General features: G+C 62.3%; 18 protein-coding genes. 9 read left to right on the top strand and 9 right to left on the bottom strand.

Features of this window, described 5'->3' with window-relative positions; genetic code table 11:
- Window positions 1-3 precede the first annotated feature (3 nt).
- Window positions 4-1,080 (bottom strand): FUSC family protein, encoded by a 1,077-nt coding sequence (locus tag ACODSO_RS14620; RefSeq protein WP_489037472.1) that lies wholly within the window; start codon window positions 1,078-1,080, stop codon window positions 4-6.
- 182 nt (window positions 1,081-1,262) lie between these two features.
- Between ACODSO_RS14620 and ACODSO_RS14615 the strand changes: the two genes are divergently transcribed.
- The 4 genes from ACODSO_RS14615 to ACODSO_RS14600 all read left to right on the top strand — a co-directional run bounded on the left by ACODSO_RS14615 (window position 1,263) and on the right by ACODSO_RS14600 (window position 5,579).
- Window positions 1,263-1,565, top strand: coding sequence for a hypothetical protein (locus ACODSO_RS14615; protein WP_489037471.1), 303 nt, complete (start codon window positions 1,263-1,265; stop codon window positions 1,563-1,565).
- A 107-nt stretch (window positions 1,566-1,672) separates the two neighbouring features.
- Window positions 1,673-2,779 carry a tyrosine-type recombinase/integrase gene (locus ACODSO_RS14610; protein ID WP_047269064.1) on the top strand — a complete coding sequence of 369 codons (1,107 nt, stop codon included), beginning with the start codon at window positions 1,673-1,675 and terminating at the stop codon, window positions 2,777-2,779.
- Window positions 2,776-4,983 carry a tyrosine-type recombinase/integrase gene (locus ACODSO_RS14605; protein WP_058037609.1) on the top strand — a complete coding sequence of 736 codons (2,208 nt, stop codon included), beginning with the start codon at window positions 2,776-2,778 and terminating at the stop codon, window positions 4,981-4,983. The genes ACODSO_RS14610 and ACODSO_RS14605 overlap by 4 nt, the downstream gene beginning before the upstream one ends.
- Window positions 4,980-5,579 (top strand): DUF6262 family protein, encoded by a 600-nt coding sequence (locus ACODSO_RS14600; RefSeq protein WP_047269065.1) that lies wholly within the window; start codon window positions 4,980-4,982, stop codon window positions 5,577-5,579. Before ACODSO_RS14605 ends, ACODSO_RS14600 begins: the two co-directional genes overlap by 4 nt.
- A gap of 43 nt (window positions 5,580-5,622) precedes the next feature.
- On the opposite strand, the gene ACODSO_RS14595 is transcribed toward ACODSO_RS14600, so the two are convergent.
- Complete coding sequence (locus ACODSO_RS14595) at window positions 5,623-6,327, bottom strand: HNH endonuclease family protein (protein WP_174519535.1); 705 nt, start codon at window positions 6,325-6,327, stop codon at window positions 5,623-5,625.
- A gap of 285 nt (window positions 6,328-6,612) precedes the next feature.
- On the opposite strand from ACODSO_RS14595, the gene ACODSO_RS14590 reads away from it, so the two are divergent.
- Window positions 6,613-6,909: a hypothetical protein gene (locus ACODSO_RS14590; RefSeq protein ID WP_489037470.1), complete on the top strand. Its 297-nt coding sequence runs from the start codon at window positions 6,613-6,615 to the stop codon at window positions 6,907-6,909.
- A gap of 1 nt (window position 6,910) precedes the next feature.
- Entirely contained in the window at window positions 6,911-7,594 is a 684-nt protein-coding gene (locus tag ACODSO_RS14585) for a CDP-alcohol phosphatidyltransferase family protein (RefSeq protein WP_489037469.1), read from the top strand.
- Here the strand turns inward: ACODSO_RS14585 and ACODSO_RS14580 are convergent.
- Window positions 7,545-8,432 (bottom strand): YihY/virulence factor BrkB family protein, encoded by an 888-nt coding sequence (locus ACODSO_RS14580; RefSeq protein WP_489037468.1) that lies wholly within the window; start codon window positions 8,430-8,432, stop codon window positions 7,545-7,547. The two genes, ACODSO_RS14585 and ACODSO_RS14580, sit on opposite strands and share 50 nt — an antisense overlap.
- A 162-nt stretch (window positions 8,433-8,594) precedes the next feature.
- Between ACODSO_RS14580 and ACODSO_RS14575 the strand changes: the two genes are divergently transcribed.
- On the top strand, window positions 8,595-9,767 hold the full coding sequence (locus tag ACODSO_RS14575) for a GGDEF domain-containing protein (RefSeq protein ID WP_489037467.1): 1,173 nt from the start codon (window positions 8,595-8,597) through the stop codon (window positions 9,765-9,767).
- A 7-nt stretch (window positions 9,768-9,774) separates the two neighbouring features.
- On the opposite strand, the gene ACODSO_RS14570 is transcribed toward ACODSO_RS14575, so the two are convergent.
- The gene (locus ACODSO_RS14570) at window positions 9,775-10,566 is read right to left on the bottom strand and encodes a hypothetical protein (protein ID WP_489037466.1); all 792 of its coding nucleotides are present in this window, start codon (window positions 10,564-10,566) and stop codon (window positions 9,775-9,777) included.
- 315 nt (window positions 10,567-10,881) lie between these two features.
- Here ACODSO_RS14570 and ACODSO_RS14565 point away from each other — a divergent pair, with 315 nt between their 5' ends.
- On the top strand, window positions 10,882-11,946 hold the full coding sequence (locus tag ACODSO_RS14565; RefSeq protein ID WP_489037465.1) for an Rv1355c family protein: 1,065 nt from the start codon (window positions 10,882-10,884) through the stop codon (window positions 11,944-11,946).
- Here ACODSO_RS14565 and thiD read toward each other — a convergent pair.
- Window positions 11,921-12,712 carry a bifunctional hydroxymethylpyrimidine kinase/phosphomethylpyrimidine kinase gene (thiD, locus tag ACODSO_RS14560; RefSeq protein ID WP_489037464.1) on the bottom strand — a complete coding sequence of 264 codons (792 nt, stop codon included), beginning with the start codon at window positions 12,710-12,712 and terminating at the stop codon, window positions 11,921-11,923. The genes ACODSO_RS14565 and thiD overlap by 26 nt on opposite strands.
- A gap of 96 nt (window positions 12,713-12,808) precedes the next feature.
- Here thiD and ACODSO_RS14555 point away from each other — a divergent pair, with 96 nt between their 5' ends.
- Window positions 12,809-13,450, top strand: a complete 642-nt coding sequence (locus ACODSO_RS14555; protein ID WP_489037463.1) for a DedA family protein — start codon at window positions 12,809-12,811, stop codon at window positions 13,448-13,450.
- Here ACODSO_RS14555 and ACODSO_RS14550 read toward each other — a convergent pair.
- From ACODSO_RS14550 to ACODSO_RS14535, 4 genes are read right to left on the bottom strand one after another with little or no spacing between them, the layout of a single operon-like run.
- Complete coding sequence (locus tag ACODSO_RS14550; protein ID WP_489037462.1) at window positions 13,447-14,535, bottom strand: L-idonate 5-dehydrogenase; 1,089 nt, start codon at window positions 14,533-14,535, stop codon at window positions 13,447-13,449. The two genes, ACODSO_RS14555 and ACODSO_RS14550, sit on opposite strands and share 4 nt — an antisense overlap.
- A complete protein-coding gene (locus tag ACODSO_RS14545) occupies window positions 14,532-15,470 on the bottom strand; it encodes a sugar kinase (protein WP_489037461.1) in 939 nt (312 codons plus the stop codon). Before ACODSO_RS14545 ends, ACODSO_RS14550 begins: the two co-directional genes overlap by 4 nt.
- Window positions 15,467-16,099: a bifunctional 4-hydroxy-2-oxoglutarate aldolase/2-dehydro-3-deoxy-phosphogluconate aldolase gene (locus ACODSO_RS14540; RefSeq protein WP_489037460.1), complete on the bottom strand. Its 633-nt coding sequence runs from the start codon at window positions 16,097-16,099 to the stop codon at window positions 15,467-15,469. Before ACODSO_RS14540 ends, ACODSO_RS14545 begins: the two co-directional genes overlap by 4 nt.
- Before the next feature lie 4 nt (window positions 16,100-16,103).
- Complete coding sequence (locus ACODSO_RS14535) at window positions 16,104-17,468, bottom strand: MFS transporter (RefSeq protein ID WP_068370766.1); 1,365 nt, start codon at window positions 17,466-17,468, stop codon at window positions 16,104-16,106.
- Between the last annotated feature and the right edge of the window lie 18 nt (window positions 17,469-17,486).

Here is a 17,486-nt window from a genome sequence, read left to right as displayed (position 1 = left end):
CCGTCATCTCTGGATAGGTGCTCGTTCGTGTCCGAGCCCGTACAGGGTCGCGTTGACGGTGTCGATCGCGACAACGATGGCCGAGATCGCCTCCGCGTCCGAACCGGCGTCGTCGAGGTCGGCGCGGACGACATCGCTCAGTCGCATGGCTTCAGGAAGGTGAAGGTTCATCATCTGCGCGTACGGGCTGTGGTGACGGGCGGGGTCGTACCCGAGTTCGTCGAGAGCATCCGCGACGGTGTCGAGCAGGTCGGCGACGTCCGCGCGCAGACCTGCCTGACTCGCGTCCGCCTTGCGCGACAGTGCCTCGACCCCCACTACGACGGCGGCAAGGGAAATCAGGGTGCGATCGAGTGCGGTAGCCACTGGGCGATAGATTCGCTCCCCACCGACTCTGGCCCATCCCTTGCGCCGAATGTTTCCGCGCAGACTGTCCTTGCCTCGATCCAGCGCTGCGGTGACTCCCGAGGCCTTGAACAGCGCCCACAGATCAGTTCGAAGTTCCCACTGCACCTGCTTCCCGTCCTTGACCACACGAGCCAGATCTCGCAGAAGCTGCGCCTGCCCGCGCGACCGCTCGACGACGAGATCCCTCGCTTCCGACAGATACTCCGGTGGCAGAACGAGCGCATTGACGCATACCCCGACGAACGCGCCGAGGGCGACGTCGGCGACCCGGAACATCACCACGGTCTCGTCCATCGCGCTTCCGTAGAGGAGAACCAGTAAGGCAGTGATCGCGACCCACATCCCGTCGGGCGCGAACACGCGTAGTCGTCCGACAGCCGTTCCGACTGCTACCGACGCTGCAAGAGCGGCGACCGGTGGCAGCGCGACGACAGCGGCGGCTGCCACAGTGACCCCCGCGACGACGACTCCTACTTGCCGCAGGGCCGCAGTGCCCGACGCACGCACCGTCACGCCGATCATGAAGAGTGCCGTGTACGGCGCCAGAAAGCTCTGCGGACTGCCTACCACCCGATCGGCCAGCCACCATGCCACCAGAGCCGCGATTGCCGACTTGGCTGCGGCCACCAGCCAGGGACCGCCGATCTTTCGCGCAACTGAACTACCCCGCATCCCGGTGTGCTACCCGCACAGTGGACCGGCAAAACCCATACGTCGATGTGTGAAGTCGCAACCTTCGGGTATCGCACACAACAGCAGAAATCGGTGCAGCCAAAGCCGTTTCGTCTGCTCTACCCTCCCGTGCCAGCGCATGAGTCGCCGACTCGTGCCCCACGGGTCTCGAAAGGCTCCCGATGTCTACAAGAAATACCGTTGTCCGCGCTCTCCACGACGTTGGCGGTGCGGCGTGGTTCGGCGGTTCGCTGATGGGCGCCATCGGCGTCAACGGTGCAGCAACCGCAGTGCACGATCCCCGCGACCGTGCACGTGTAGCCGCAGCAGGCTGGGCGAAGTGGTCGCCTGCAAATGCCGTCGCAGTCGGCGCGCATGTGATCGGTGGCACCGGAATTCTGCTCGCAAATCGCGAGAGGGCCAAGCACCAGCAGGGCGTCACCGCCAATACGACCGCGAAGATCGTCGTTACCGGTTATCTCTAGCGCCGCATCAGGATGAAGGCACGGTAGGCACGGCGTGTCGGTCGCCCTGTCCCTCATGGTTATCTAATAGCGTCTATGTCACAGGTGGGACAGCCATAGGAGTGGCGATGTCGTGTGCTGTAGAGAAGGTCATTTCACCGACGACGGGGCAGTCGGGTTGGGTGATCGTGGACGAAGAATCCATGCGCCCGGTCGCGGAGGCTTCCGAGTGGGTGCTGTTCATGCAAGGCGCCGGAAGGTCACCTCAAACAATCCGCGCATACGTTCCTCGGGTCTGTTGGTTCTTGAACTGGACTGCCGGTCGCGGACTGGATTGGCACGAGATTCGCGTAGGTGAACTCACTCGTTTCAAATTCGCCGTCGAACACACCCCAACCGTCCACTACCGGCTGCGCTCCGGCAGATCGGTCAACGCAGTGATGACCGCTGTCGTCGAATTCCTCAGGTTCTGCGGAATGCGTGGATTGGTCTCCGCAGATGTTGTTTCTGGGCTGTCCCAGCCCAAGTACCTGGCCTACGCACCCCGCGATTTCCACGAAGGTGAATCCGGTCAGCATCGGCTGATTCGTGCCAGAACCCTCAAAGCGCCGGAAGTCGTAAAGCCTCCGGAAATTATTACTGAAGAACAGTTTTCGCATGCTCTGAACTCCGCGAACACCGAACGAGACCGTTTTCTGGTGCTGTTGCTGGTTCGTTCCGGACTCCGAATCGGAGAGGCATTGGGTTCGCGCCGTAGCGACCTGCATTTCCTTCCGACCTCGGTTCATCTGGGATGCCAGGAACGTGGACCTCATGTTCATGTTGTTCGGCGTGAAGGCAATTCGAACGGTGCCCGCGCTAAAGGACAATCCCGAGTCGTACCGGTCAGCGACGAGGTGGTCACTCAGTATCGCGAGTACCTTCTCGAACGAGACAGCGTGCCCACCGCAATGACCTCGGACTTCGTGTTCGTCAACCTTCTCGGGCATCACGCCGGTTCGCCGATGTCGTATTCGAACGCAAAACAGATTGTGGAAAGGATCGGCAACCGTGCCGGTTTCCGATTGCGGCCCCACATGTTCCGGCATACGGCAGCCACAATCTGGACGCGCAACGGCACCGGTATCGACGTGGTTCAGTCGTTGCTCGGTCATGTGAGCCGAGCATCGACCGCGATCTATCAACACCCCGACGCGGAGGACCTGAGGGCGGCAGTGGAAAGAGTGGGCATATGAGCATCACCGCTCTACCCGTCGAGTCAAGAGCCCTCTCGACTGGAAACGAACAGACCTGGAAAGCGTGGTTGATCGAACGAATCGACCCGCAATGGCGAGTCGCGGAATGGGATTCACGCCGACAGGTATTCACCGGAGACGTCGACAACGAAATGACAGCGGTCTATCTGTGCCGAGTCGACCGATGCATGACGGTCGTGGAAATCTTCGACCGCCGTTGCAGGCGGTGCGAACGCCACCGCAAGCTCAACGGGACCTCACCTTCATTCTTCGACCGGACATTCGACCCCGATTCGGTTCCACGAAGAGACGAAAAAGCCTTTTCGAAAGTCGATTTCGAACTCAGTGAGGTGAACGGCACTGTTGCGGCGGAGATTATTTACGGAGTGCAGCAGCGTGACCGTGATCAGATCATCTTGGTTCCGATGCGGATCCGCAGCATAGTTTCCCACCTCCCACCGGATTGTCGCTCACTGCTCGATGTCGCCGGAAATCGCCAGTTCGAGAAGGCACTCGGAGCTGCAGCCGGTGGTGTGTTCCGGTCGTTGGTCACACATCTGCAGCGGGCGCACGTCGTGTACTCCGGTACTGATCCCACCATGGCCGACGTGTGGAAACCTGCCGTCGTGGGCCTGCAAGCTGCTCCGGACCGGCGATACAGTGCGGCCGGTGGCGTTGTGGACTTCCGAGAGATCAGACAGCGATGGCTTCGAGAGATCACCAAACAATTCGGCCGCGAGGTACGCCCACCCGTGACGACACTGCGGCACACCGTTCATGCCGCCGAAATCGCTTCACGGCAACTCTCGCTGCGCACGAACGGCGATCACCCCGAACTACTCGACCACGGTGACATGAGCGCTGTCGTCGAGGGTTTCCGCACCAGCGCCGATCGAGAGGGCAAGCCCCATTCCTTCACCCATCGACGATCATTGCTCGGGTGGTGGCGCCGACTTCTCGAGTTCTCACGCCGCACGGGCGCAATGGATGACATCCCCGGCTCCTTCGCACTCGATCTGCGTTCGCACACAATTGCCCAGGTCGAGACCAGCGAGGACGACTTCGGACGCACGATCCCCGAACATGTCATCGCACAACTCGATCAACACCTCGAGCTGCTGGGTAGGCACTCCACGTACTCCGCGCCGGGCTGGAACCCTGACGACTACGCCATGATGTATCAGACGGTCTACCAGATCATCCGGGACACCGGTCGACGCCCGAGTGAGATCGTCGGGCTCAAACGCTCATGCCTGGACTGGGTCGACGGCAAGCCCACACTCGTCTACGACAACCGTAAACGTCGCAGAATGGGGCGTAGATTGCCGATCAGCACTGCAACGGCAACCGTGATCGACCAATGGCTCGACCACCTTCAATCGCTGTCTGTTCCGGACACACTGTGCGACTGGCTCTTTCCCACGCCGGGAACCCGCAACAACATTCGCCGCGGGCACTTGAGCGGTGCGCAGTTCGGGTCCCGGGCCTTCGCCATCTGGATCGATGCAATCCCGGAACTTGTCGACGAAAGACTCGACGATGACGGAAACCCAGCTCTCTACGACAGATCAATGATCACTCCTTACGGATTGCGGCACTCCTACGCTCAGCGGCACGCTGACAACGGCACACCGGTGGACGTCCTACGCGAATTGATGGATCACCGCAGCGTCGACACGACCATGGGATATTTCTCCGTCACACTCAAACGTAAACGCCAAGCCACCGAGGAGATTTCGAAGTTCGCGATCGACAGGCACGGACGACCGGCGGGATTCACGTCGGTAACGGAGTACGAGCGACAGTCGGTGGCCGTGCCCTTCGGAAACTGCACCGAACCCTCGAACATCAAAGCCGGCGGCCAACACTGCCCGATCCGATTCCAGTGCGCAGGATGCTCCTTCTACCGACCGGACCCGTCCTACCGGCCCGCAATCGAGCAGCATCTCGCAGAGCTGCGCACAGACAAAGAAACTGCAATCGCCACCGACTCCGCGTCGTGGGTGATCACCAACTTCGACGCCCAAATTCACGCGTTCACGGACGTCATCTCGTCGATGGACGCAATGCTTGCCGACCTGCCCGCAGACCAACGCGCGGTCATCGACAACGCCTCCCGCGAACTGAGGAAAGCGAGGACCGCAGCTGCCTTCATACCGCTCGAGTCCGTAACCACCCACACGAACGAGGACGAACAACGATGACTGCCGATGACCGTGACATACGAACCCAACGGCTCATCGCCTCCCGTCGACGTGACAGCGCTGACAAACAACGCAGAACGCTGACAGTCATCGCCGACCTCTCATCCGCTGGCGAACGCATCAACATCAGCGAAATAGCGCGTCGCGCAGGCGTTTCTCCATGGTTCATCTACAACACCGCAGCAATTCGAACCGCCGTCGAACGCGCCACAGAAGAGCACTCCCACACCGCCACCAGAAGCAGCGCCGGACGCACGTCCGCTACGGCGGACAGTCTTCACGCCGAACTGTTGATGGCGCGTGAGGAAGTTCGGGCGCTACGAACGGACCGAACCAAGCTCGAGACCAAAGTGCAACTACTACTCGGCAACCAACTCGAACACCTGCCGCACGACACACTGCTCGCCCGTATCCACGAGCTCGAACAGATAGCAGCCGAGCTGCGCTCGGACCTCGACTCCGAACGCAGACGCGCCGACACCATGACAACACGAACCGAAGAACTCCAGGACGAGCTCACCGCCGCCCGCGCCTCACTCAAAAGGATGGTTCAAAGCGTTTCTCCAGCACGACGAATCGAAGCAATCGGCACATAAGAACACACCCCAGCAAGCATCGGAATCTACGCGGAACTGTGAATCAACACGCGGACAATACGGCAGACATCGCATCCTTCTCTGCTTGAGTCACCCACAGGCGGTAGACCGACTTCACCGTGATCTGCTTCGAGACGTAGGTGCATCGGTACGCCTTGTTCGGGGGAAGCCAGGATGCGGCATCGGAATCAGACTTCTTCGCGTTCGTCGGTCCATCCACCGGGATCAGATTTCGGGGATCGTTCGCCAGATTCGTGCGCTCCTGAAGACTCAATTGTTGCGCACCCTTCTGCCACGAATCGCTCAACGCGACCACATGGTCAATCTGAACCGCAGTCGAAGTATCCTGTCCCCGAACAAAATTGATCGTCTTTCCAGTGTAAGGATCAGCCAACGTGCCAGAGAGAACAACACATTGCTTCTTTCCTTCTTTGAAGACCACGTCAGTCAGCCGCGAAGCCAACAGATTATTGCGCGTATCGCACCCGTCATGCCCGAACTCCACATCGACATCATCAGACCATGCCTGACCGAACTGATCTCTGCTGTAACCAGTTTTCGGAGCACGCCCCTTCACCGGAAGCGTCTCCAACAGCGCAACGGAAGAAGCCACATCAACATCGTGCTGACCAGGGCTATCCACAGACAACGATCCTGCTGGGATCACATCCGCCAACGTCGTACTGCAACCGGAAATCGACAACCCGACCAAGGCAGTGACGGCAACCAGGAGGGAACGGGAACGCACCAAGCGACTATGCAACGTCAAACTCCTAAATCATATGCAGTGCAGAGGATCTGCACTCTTATCAACAAAACTCATGAGGATGATTGTCGGGAAATCCCGACATCAGACCAGGTGTGCTACACATCCACCGAACCCAATCAACCGGCCACGTGCGTGATTGAACATGCCATCGTCCCTATCCGTGCGGTCGAACCGGTCGACCGTCACACGAACTGACCATCGTCACTCACATAACTCACACCGTCGACATCGAACAATGGGGGCCTACCAGCAAGGTTTTGAGATATGTCAAAACTGCGTGCAGATAATTCGGGTGTCGCACTTGCAGCAACTGTCTACAGCGGTCTCCTCGGAGCGAAAACAGCCGAGGCCGGCGGCCGTCCGGTCGACTCGGCAACCGAGCCGGCAGCGGGTACACCGCCGGAAGCTGCTGCTGCACAGAAGCAACTGCAGTACCTGCAGTGGGCACTCCCGGTTCTGACCGGCGTGATCGTGATTCTGGGAGCACAACAGGGCGAGCAGCAGCGGCCCGCTCGGATTCTCTCCGGCGTCGCGGGCAAGATCGCGGCGCGCGCCAACTGACATGCTCCGCCGAAGCACCGGGCCGACATCTCCACTCGGGCAGGCGAATTACTTCGCCAGGTGGTCGGAACTGCACAGCAATATCGATCCGGCATCCACACGGTTCCTTGCACCCTGGCTACGGTCGATGTACTCGCTCGGTCGGCCCCTCGTCGCACGTGGAGTATCTCCTCACACCGTGACGTCGGTCGGCGTCGCGTTGGCCGTCTCGGCCATCGCGGCGTCGGCCGCCGGCTCTCGGTGGCCGTTGCTCGCCGGATTCATCATTCTGCTGTCGGCGGTGGCGGACGGTGTGGACGGCGCCGTTGCGGTCATCGGTCAATCCGAAAGCCGTTGGGGTTACGTACTGGACACGGTCGCGGACCGGTGCAGCGAATTGTGCTTTCTCGGATGCGCATACGTCCTGGGTGCGCCCCCGGCATTGGTGGTTGCAATTGCCGCACTGACGCTGCTTCACGAGTCCGCGCGCGCCCGCGCTGCTGCCGCCGGATTGGACGAGATCGGGATATTGACGGTGTGGGAGCGGCCATCACGAGTGATAGTGGCGTTGGTAGTCACCATCGGCTGTGGGCTCGCCCCCGGCGCAACGGTTCTCGTGACTCTGATGTCGAGCGTGGTCGGTGTCGGCCTCGCACTCATCGGTTTCGTTCAGTTGATGGTCGTTCTGCGTCGCCGGTTGCGCTGACTTGATCGTAGGAATAGATCGCCACCCAACCGACCAGCACCAAGACATGCAAGAGGAACATCCACAACGCAACTGCGATACCGCCGCCGATGACATCGAGGCCACCGAACGGCGCTCCCAAGTCGACCGGTATCGCGAGGAACAGCACGAAACCTTGCACGAAGCCCGCGATGAACGACGACGCCACCAATGACCCGACGATCAAGACCTGCCACCGAATTCGATGCGGTGCGATAGCCCCGTATACCCACCCCAGCGGCACTGCGAGCACCAGCCACAGGCACTGAAACCCCAACCAGACTCGCAGTGCGAGCTCCCCGGGTCCTCCGTCGGTCGTGAACTGTCTCAAGCCGGCCGAGGCCGCGAGGAGCACCGACAGTAGAACCGGCGCCAACAGCACGAACGGCAGCACCAGCACACGTCCGCGCCAGCCCAGAAACCGCTCGCTCACCGGAGTGAACTGGGTCAGCGCACGACGCAGACCCTCGCCGTAGAACGTGGCAGGAAACAGCGCGACCACGATACCCAGCGGACCCAGACCAATTCCGGCTTGGACCAGTGCGGACAGCGCTGCCCGAGCACCGAGGGTGTCCGGCAACAGCACTGCCATATCTGCGAATCGATCGACGACCCACTCGCTCGAGGTCAGCGCACTGGCCGCTCGAGTGGTCAACAGGAGCAGAGGGACGATTGCGATTGCGGCATAGAACGTCAATCCGCCGGCCACGAGTGCCGTGTCCTGACGACCCAGATCCGCGCGCGCCATTCGTGCCGCGACGATCAGGCGCACGGCGACCACCCTGGTTCCGGGCGCAGCACTACGGAGGACGTCGACCATGGTGCCTGCATGTCCGCAACGACGGTGCACGAAACGCCCTCAGCCCCGGGCGATCAGACCGGTAGGTCGGTTCGCCCGGCACGAGTCTGCACATTCGATTCGCAGGATGTCGGGGCTATGCTGGCTTCAGTCCCATCCGCTGAGACCCGAGGCAATCGACATATGAGCGTGATACTGCGCCGCACGAGTGCAGAACCACATCGCTTCGTGTCTCGGTTCGACACGCGTACCGCGATGGTGATCGTGAGCGCGTCGGGCGCGCTCCCGCTGCTGGGGATAGCGATGTTGTCCCCCACATTCCTCAAACCTGGCGCTTTCCCGCTGTTGTCCGCGATCGTCGCGTTCACGGCAGTCACCGTCTTGTCCGCAATCAAGATCGGCCGCCTGACCGATACGCAGTTCGCCATTCTTGGATCGGGTGGCATGGTCGGCGTCGCGGTCTCCGCTTATTTGATCGCGGACCCGTCCGGGACCCGCGCGGTCACATCGATGCTCGCGGTGGTGCCTGCAATTGCGGCCTCCGGGTCGCCGCCACGGGTGACCGCAGGGCTCACCACGGCGTCGGTGCTGCTCGCCACCTGGCTATCGGTGCTCACTCTGTCCGATTCCGGTCTTGCGGTGACGTTCGTCGCCGTCGGCGCAGCAGTGACTGCAGTTCTCGTCCCAGTCATCTTGATCGCGGCCTTGCGACGATCACTGCTCGCGGTCAACGGACGCCTCAGCGTGCTCGCCAACACAGATCCGCTGACCCGGTTGCTGAACCGTCGCGGAATGCTGTCCCAGGTCGAAGCACTCCTGGACAAGGCATGCAGCAGCCGGGGCCAACTATGGGCCTACGTTGTCGACATCGACCATTTCAAGGCGGTCAACGACAGCCTCGGTCACGCCGCGGGCGATCGAGTTCTGGTGACCATCGCCGATGCACTCAGGCACGCTACCGACCGGACGGGTTCACAGGAGGCCATCGTGTCCAGGATCGGCGGCGAGGAGTTTCTCATCCTGACCGAGCTGCAACCGAGGACCCCACTGGAAACTGCCATTCTCGAGCGCGTCAGATCGGAATGCGATGTCACGGTCAGTGTCGGTTCGGTGACCGTCGACGTCCGGGCATCGTTGGACCCGCGATTGAGCTTCGGCGCGGCGGGTGAGAGTCCACACGTAGAGCACGTCATCGACACGATCATGCATGCTGCCGACAACGCGCTCTACGACGCGAAGACAAGCGGGCGAGACCGAGCGTCCCACGCCGGTGCCGTCCTGGTGACGTGGGAGGCGCACACCCCCGAAGAACGCGGCGAGTTGGCCGCGGAGGTCGTACGTCGCGCAATGCCGTGATCGGGCGTCACGCGACCGCCGAGGACACCGCACGTCCGCACAGGGCCTGTGCGTCGACCACCATCGCCGCCCAGACCGCAGCTTGCGCTTCCCGGGCAAACGTCTCACGATCCCACCACATCAGTCGCGTGCGGTACTGATCACTGGGATATGCAGCTGCGGGAACGTTCACGTCGATGCGTCCGCCGGACGACTCCCACTGCCGAAGGACGTGGTCGGCGGCACTGGCGAACAGGTACCGGCTACCGGTCAGTTCAATGGTCGGCAGCGCAGTCCTGGCCAGCATCGCCGAGACCTCCCTCCCTGGGCTTCCCTTGCCGACCCATGCACTCTTCATCTCGACGATTCCATGTGGCAGCCTCGACCGAAGTTGCCCGGCAACCACGTCGAGACCGGGCGAGTGTTCCCATTCCGTCAGCACGTGGGACTGCTCGATCAAGGTATAAGGCCCCTGGGCACGGACCCCGCCGAGCATCTCACCGGCGCGGTCGAGGACCACGTAGAACAGAGTGGTGGTCGCCCCGGACGCCACTTCGTCGATGTCGAGGGCTCGGGTAACCCCATGACGTGAGTAGGACGCCCACGCACCGTCGACATAGCGATCCCACAGCTCGGGTGCAGCGGCGGGAGTTGCCGCGACGAGTGACATCTCACCGTCGGCGGACACACTCGTGCGCGGTCCGAACGACGCGTCGAGACGGCCATTGCCTACTCCCCGCCCCGGCCAGTTGGTTCGAACATCTCGGCCTTTGCGAAGAAGGGTCGACGGGAATCTGGGACTTGTCGCGTGTACAACCACGTTCTGCTCCTTGGTGACGGGAAACGGTTCCTTCTGGAACCGGTCGAGGACAACTGCCGTACGGCAGTACCCACATTCTTCCCGTTAGCCCCGGTATTTTTCCCGGCTAGACACTCTCGGAGGCCCCACGAGTAGGCAAAACTGATGAGATGGCACACAGCCGAACTGGTATGTACCCAGAACCCGCTGACGATATTTGTGTCAGGTCACGAGCAAGTTCGTGGCTCCGCTCGTGCGAGAAACTGTATTCGTCGACTACTTTGACGGCAGCAGGCCGAACCAGCGCCGCAACGAACGTGCAGAGGATGAACTTCGATGGTTGTGCCAGAGCATCACGTATTCGATCCAGCCAGCAGCGGCGAGCGCTCGAGATACGACCGATTGGTCGAACTCGGCGGAGTGCACCTGCACGACACGACGGCGACTCAGCTGCAGTCGCTTCGAGCGCTTCTCCCGACCCCGCCCGAGGATGTACTGGACGAGGAAGTTCGCTGGGTTCACTATCCCTGGCGTCGCGCGGTCGTGCGTGTCCTCGGGCCCAGAGGATTTCGACTTCTGAGGCTGGACCGGAACAGAAACAAGATCACTGCTGCAGAGCAGGCAGCGATGGCCCGGCTCCGCGTCGGTGTCGTGGGCCTCAGTGTGGGCCATGCCGTTGCGCACACACTTGCTATCGAAGGATTGTGTGGCGAGCTACGTCTCGCGGACTTCGACGATTTGGACCTGTCGAACCTCAATCGTGTCCCCGCCTCACTCTTCGATCTCGACATCAACAAGACCGTCGTGGCAGCGCGCCGAATCGCCGAACTCGATCCGTACATGTCCGTGGTGACGTTTCCCGATGGTTTGGTGGAGAGCACATTCGAGTCGTTCATGGACGGCCTCGACATCGTGATCGACGAATGTGATTCCCTCGACACGAAATTGGTGCTGCGCGAACACGCACGCCGACGCGGAATTCCAGTGGTGATGGAGACCAGTGACGGCGGGATTCTCGACGTCGAACGCTTCGATCTGGAACCCGAGCGGCCATTGCTGCACGGTCTGCTCGGAGACCTCGACGCGTCCGCCTTGAAGAACATAACTCCCGAGCAGAAGGCACCTCTCGCCGCCCGAATTCTCGACCCGTCGAAACTGACTCCGCGCATGCTCGCATCTGTCCCCGAGATCGGGCGAACACTCTCTACGTGGCCTCAGCTCGGCAGCGACGTCGCGCTCGGCGGGGCATCCGTCGCTGCCGTCGTCCGTGCGTTCGGACTCGGTACGCCACCGCCGTCCGGCCGGGTTCGAATCAATCTCGACGCCCATCTGGCAACAATCACGGAGGTCGAGCCCCCGGCGAGTGCCGACCCGATCAGCCCTGCCAACCAACCGCGGTGAAAGGCGCCCCGGTCGTGATCCGACCGACGATGCCTGCGTGCGCGAAGTCCTTCGCCGTCTTCACTGCGTCGGACACCGATGCGCCCTTTGCCAGTTCGGCCGTGATCGCCGCGGCAAAGATGCATCCAGCGCCGGACACTCTTTCGTTGCCGATCTTCGGAGCGCGCAACACCGTCACGTCCTCGCCGTCGAAGAACACGTCGACAGCGTCGTCGCCTCGCAGGCCAGCGCCTCCCTTCACTGCGACGTAGCGGGGACCGAGATCGGCAATCCTGCGTGCCGCCTCGACGAGATCGTCGACAGTCTCGAGTGCCTCCATGCCGGACAGCGTCTGCGCCTCGAACAGATTGGGCGTGATGACGGTGGCAAGCGGAAGTATGTCGCTGCGAAGTGCATTGTCGGTGTCCATGGCAGCGCCAGGTTCTTGTCCCTTGCAGATCAAGACCGGGTCGACGACGACGTGACGCCACGGCTGCTGCCTGAGTGAGTCGGCAACGGTACTGACGGTTTCGGGAGTGCCCAACATGCCGATCTTGACGACGTCGAGGGCGTGCGCCGACGTGGCGGCCTCGATCTGATCGGCGATCACAGGTCCGGCGATGGGGACGAAACGATGTCCCCAATCAGCCTTGGGATCGAAAGACACGATGCAGGTGATGGTCCCGACGCCGTAGACCCCAAGCTTTTCGAAGGTCTTGAGGTCGGCCTGCAAACCTGCCCCACCAGTGGCTTCGGAGCCTGCAATGACGTAAGCGATCTTCGACATGCGCCCATTATTGCCGAGTGCCATCGGACGGATGGAAGCGGACGCGGACAGATCGGACGGAAGGGGCACCGCGTCCGTTTCGTTACAATCGCTGCAATGACGAACGTTTCCACTGTCGCCGCCGCAGGTACCGAACTCGGCGGAGTCGCCGGATGGGCCGTAAGCCTCATGGAGGCCATCGGCGGTCCCGGGGCCGGCATCGCGGTTGCCGCCGAGAACTTCTTTCCGCCGCTGCCGAGTGAGATCATCCTCCCGCTCGCCGGCTTCACGGCGTCGCAAGGCGGAATGACCCTGTTCGAGGCGTTGTTCTGGACTACCGCAGGCTCCGTCGTCGGCGCCCTGGTGTTGTACTGGCTCGGAATGAAGCTGGGCCGGGATCGGATGTACGCGATCGTCGAGCGGATACCGTTCGTCGGAGCCGGTGACCTCGCCAAGGCCGAGGACTGGTTCGCCCGGCACGGCCGGTCGGCGGTGTTCTTCGGCCGGATGATCCCAGTCGTTCGGTCCGGCATCTCCATACCTGCGGGGGTCTCGCGAATGCCGGTCGTACAGTTCACGATCTACACGACACTCGGAAGTCTGCTCTGGAACTCGATTTTCGTGCTTGCCGGCTACCTCCTCGGCGAGAATTGGCACTATGTGGAGGACTACGCGTCCGTCTTCCAGTACATCGTCATCGGTGTGGTCGTAGTGGCGGCCGGGTTCTTCGTCACCAAGAAGATCAGGGCCGGTGTCTAGGGCGAGCCGAACCGCAGCAGCACTTTGCTCGACCGGGACGCGTCTCGCGCCAGCCCGAATGCGGCGAGCGCGTCCGCAGCAGCAAATTCACCGGTGATCACGGCGGACACGTCGAGGGAGCCGTCCGCGAGCGCTTCGACGACCGAGTCGATCTCGTCGTTGAACCGGAACGATCCGACGAGTTCCAGCTCGCGAGTGATCGCCAGTGAGATGGGGACCGGCTGATCACCGGTAGGTAGCAGGCCCACCATCACGAGCCGACCGCCACGAGTGGTGCCGGCAATTGCCGACGCCAATCCTCGGTGATTCCCGGAGCATTCGAACGTCACGTCGGCGTCGACATCCGCAATCGCGTCTGTGTTGCGCGCGTCCATGGTGTGCGTGGCCCCGAGTGCCCGCGCAACCTCGAGCGAATAGTCCTCGAGATCCACCGCGACGATCTCCGACGCGCCGTTGCGCTTGGCCACCGCGACCGTCAGCGCCCCGATCGGTCCGGTGCCGACGACAAGTACCGTCTTGCCTGCAACTTCGCCCGCGCGCGCGACCGCGTGCCAGGCGACGCTTGCCGGTTCGGCGAGTGACGCGATCCGAAGGTCGAGGCTGTCGGGCACCACGCGAAGCATCCGGGTCGGGATTGCCACATGTTCGACGAAGAGTCCGTCGTTGTGTGGAATCTGCGCGGCGCTCCCCATGTACCGGCAGCCGGGCGACAGGTTGGGACGGTCCGCCGGATATCGCACACTTCCAGGGGCAGGGGTCGCAGGATGGACGGTCACATGCGTACCGACCGCGGGCCCACTTCCATCGGCGGCCGCCACCGTGACAGTCCCCGAGGCCTCGTGGCCCAATCGCATGGGCGCCTTCAGAATGGACTCGCCCGCGGCGCCATGCTGCCAATAGTGCAGATCCGAACCGCAGATGCCGCCGTATGCGATGCTCACGAGCGCTTCGTTCTCGGCCGCAGCCGCAACGGCCACATCTTCCACACGGATGTCGTCGGCGCCGTGTGCGACGACGGCAATGGCTGTGGTGGGCATGGACACGGTGGGGAGGGTCATCGTCGTTCCGTTCTGTGGTGAGGTCATCGCGTCACCGCTTCCTCGGCGGTGAGCAAGTCCAGTTCTTCTCGTTTGGGCATTCCCTCCCAGTCACCGGCCACCGTGCACGCGAACGCGCCCACCTGCACGCCGACTGCGAGACGCTTCTGCGGCAGCGAGCCCGCGAGCCTTTCTGCGAGATAGCCTGCAACGAATCCATCACCGGCACCGACCGAATCGACGACGGTGACGGGAACGGCGGGCGCTCGATACAACTCGCCGTCTACGAGGGCAAGCGCACCTCGCTCGCCCAGCTTCATCACTGCCTCCTTCGGCCCCATGCTGCATATCCGACGAGCCATGTCGGTCGGCGTACCGTCTCCCACCGCTATGGCAGCTTCGTCGGTACCCGCGAAGACTATGTCCGACTGCTCGATGATCCGCCGGTACACGGGGGTTGCTTGCTCTTTCGACCACAACGCCTGTCGATAGTTGAGGTCGAACGAGACGGTGACTCCCTCGGCGTGCGCCAATTCGACATAGTGCAGAGTCGCCTTCAGCGCCGAGTCGGACAACGCCGGAGTGATGCCGGTGACATGAAGGTGAGATACGTTCGCCCACAGAGCTTCCGGAACATCGCCGATCTCGAATCGAGAGCCGGCGCTCCCTGCCCGGTAGTACCAGACCCGGGTTGCGGTCGAGGTTCGCCTTTCCTTGACCATGAGACCGGTCGGAGCCTCACTGTCACGGACCACGTGCACGTCGAGCCTCTCGGCATGCAGTTCCCGCTCGACGCGGTCGCCGAAGCTGTCCGAACCGACCCGGCCCACCCAGGCAACATCGACGCCCAAGCGGCGCAACGCGATTGCGAAGTTCGATTCCGAACCACCGATGCCGAGTTCCATTGTTGCCGTGTGGGCCAGCGGGCCGGTGCCGACCGCACCGACGAGCGCCATCGTCTCGCCGAAGGTCAGTACGGTCATCGTGCTGATCTCCCCTTGTTCACGGCGTCGACGAACTGAGCGCATCTGGCTGCCAGGGCGCCAAGATCGCCTCCGCGCAATGCGTCCCCCAGCAGGGGGCCTCCGACGCTCACGGACGACGCGCCCGCACGGATCCAGGCTTCGGCCTCGGCAAGTCCGACTCCTCCCGACGGGACCACCTCGATGTCGGGAAACGGTCCACGCAGGTGCGCAAGGTATTCCGGTCCGAACAGCGATGCGGGGAAGATCTTCACCGCGGTCGCGCCTGCGCTCCATCCGCTCCACAACTCGGTGGGCGTCAGGCCACCGGGATAGATCGGTATCCCGGCTTCGACGGCGGCCGCGATGATACCGGAATCGGTTGTAGGAGTAACGATGAAGTCCACTTCAACTGCGTCCGCTCGCCACACCTGTTCCACTGTCGTCACCGTACCGAGTCCGATCTGTGCACCCTCTGGCGCTTCGGACCGCACGTGCTCGAACTGATCGAAGGTGCCCGGCGTACTCATCGTCAGTTCGATGCCGCCGATTCCGTTGTCTACGAGGGTTCGGACGACCGGGCCGTACGCCGACGCATGCTCGGCTCGCAGAACCGCGATGATGGCGGGTGCGTGCTCGGTGACAGACATGTGATCAGACCTTCTCGAGGACAGGATCGGTTGCATTCGCGAGGTCGGTCAGATCGCGGTCACGCGTCTCGGGAGCGAACATCGACGCGACGAGCACCGATATCGCCATGATCATCATGTACACCGCGACCGGTACCCAGGATCCGGAGAAGGCGGTGATCAGTCCGGCGCAGATCAGTGGGGCGACGCCGCCACCGAACACCGATGCGAATTCACGACCGAGGGTCACGCCTGCGTAGCGGTAGCGCGCTCCGAAGATCTCCGGGAAATAGCTCATCGTGACGCCGACCGCACCCTGGCACGCCAGGATGAATCCGATGATCATCGCGACCGTGATCAACAGGTGCGAACCGGTGTTCAGCGCCATGAAGGTAGGAATGGGCAGAATCACCAACAAGCTGACGATACCGATGTAGACCGGCTTGCGCCCCACCGCATCCGACAGTCGACCGAAGCCGTACGCCGCGATGCCGCCGCAAATTGCTCCGACGAGAAGAACTTTGGGAATGAAGGTCGGGTCGATCGCAAGGTCGTTCTTCATGTACGAGGCCATGAACACCTGATACGTGTAGGACTGCGCGCTGATTCCGACAGTCATGAACATGACGATGAACAGTGGCTTCTTGCCGTTCTTGAAGACCTCCTTGACCGGTGCCTTCGGGCGCTCCTGCGCCGCCTTGAGTTCCTGGAAGACAGGAGACTCGGTCAGCTTGCGACGGATGATGAACGCTGCGATGGTCACCAGGATGCTGCTGAGGAAGACCAAGCGCCAACCCCACGACATCAGCTGCTCGTCCGGGAGCAGCTGCGCGAGGATCCAGGCGATCGCTCCCAAAGCGGTTCCCAGCGCCGCACCGGTCATGACGAGCGCGGCGAGTCGACCACGTCTACCGATCGCCGCAGTTTCGGTGAGTAGCGTTGCACCGCCGGATTGTTCGGCTCCGGCTCCGAATCCCTGCAGGAATCGACATGCGACAAGAAGAACAGGGGCCAACAGCCCAACTTGCTCGAACGTGGGAAGCATGCCGATTGCCATCGTGGCGCCACCCATGAGCATCAACGTGGCCACGAGTACCCATTTGCGGCCCAGTCGGTCACCGTATCTGGAAAAGAACAAGCCACCGAGCGGACGGGCCAGGAAGCCGACCGCGTACGCACTGAAGCTGGCGATGATGCCGGCCGCGGGCGAGATGTTGGGGAAGAAGAGCTTGTTGAAGATCAGTGCAGACGCCGTCCCGTAGATGACGAAGTCGTACTGCTCGAGGGTCGTACCGATGAGGCCGGCCCATGCGGCTCGGCGCACTGCCGAGGGATCGTGAGCCGGCCCGGATTCCTTGTGGGTCGGCGAAGCGCCTGTCGTTGTGTCCATGTCAATGTCCTCGTTCTG

This window comes from Rhodococcus sp. FG69 (genome assembly GCF_057808915.1).
The sequence above is the reverse complement of the archived record's forward strand: the minus strand, read 5'-3'. Positions and strand labels throughout refer to the sequence as shown.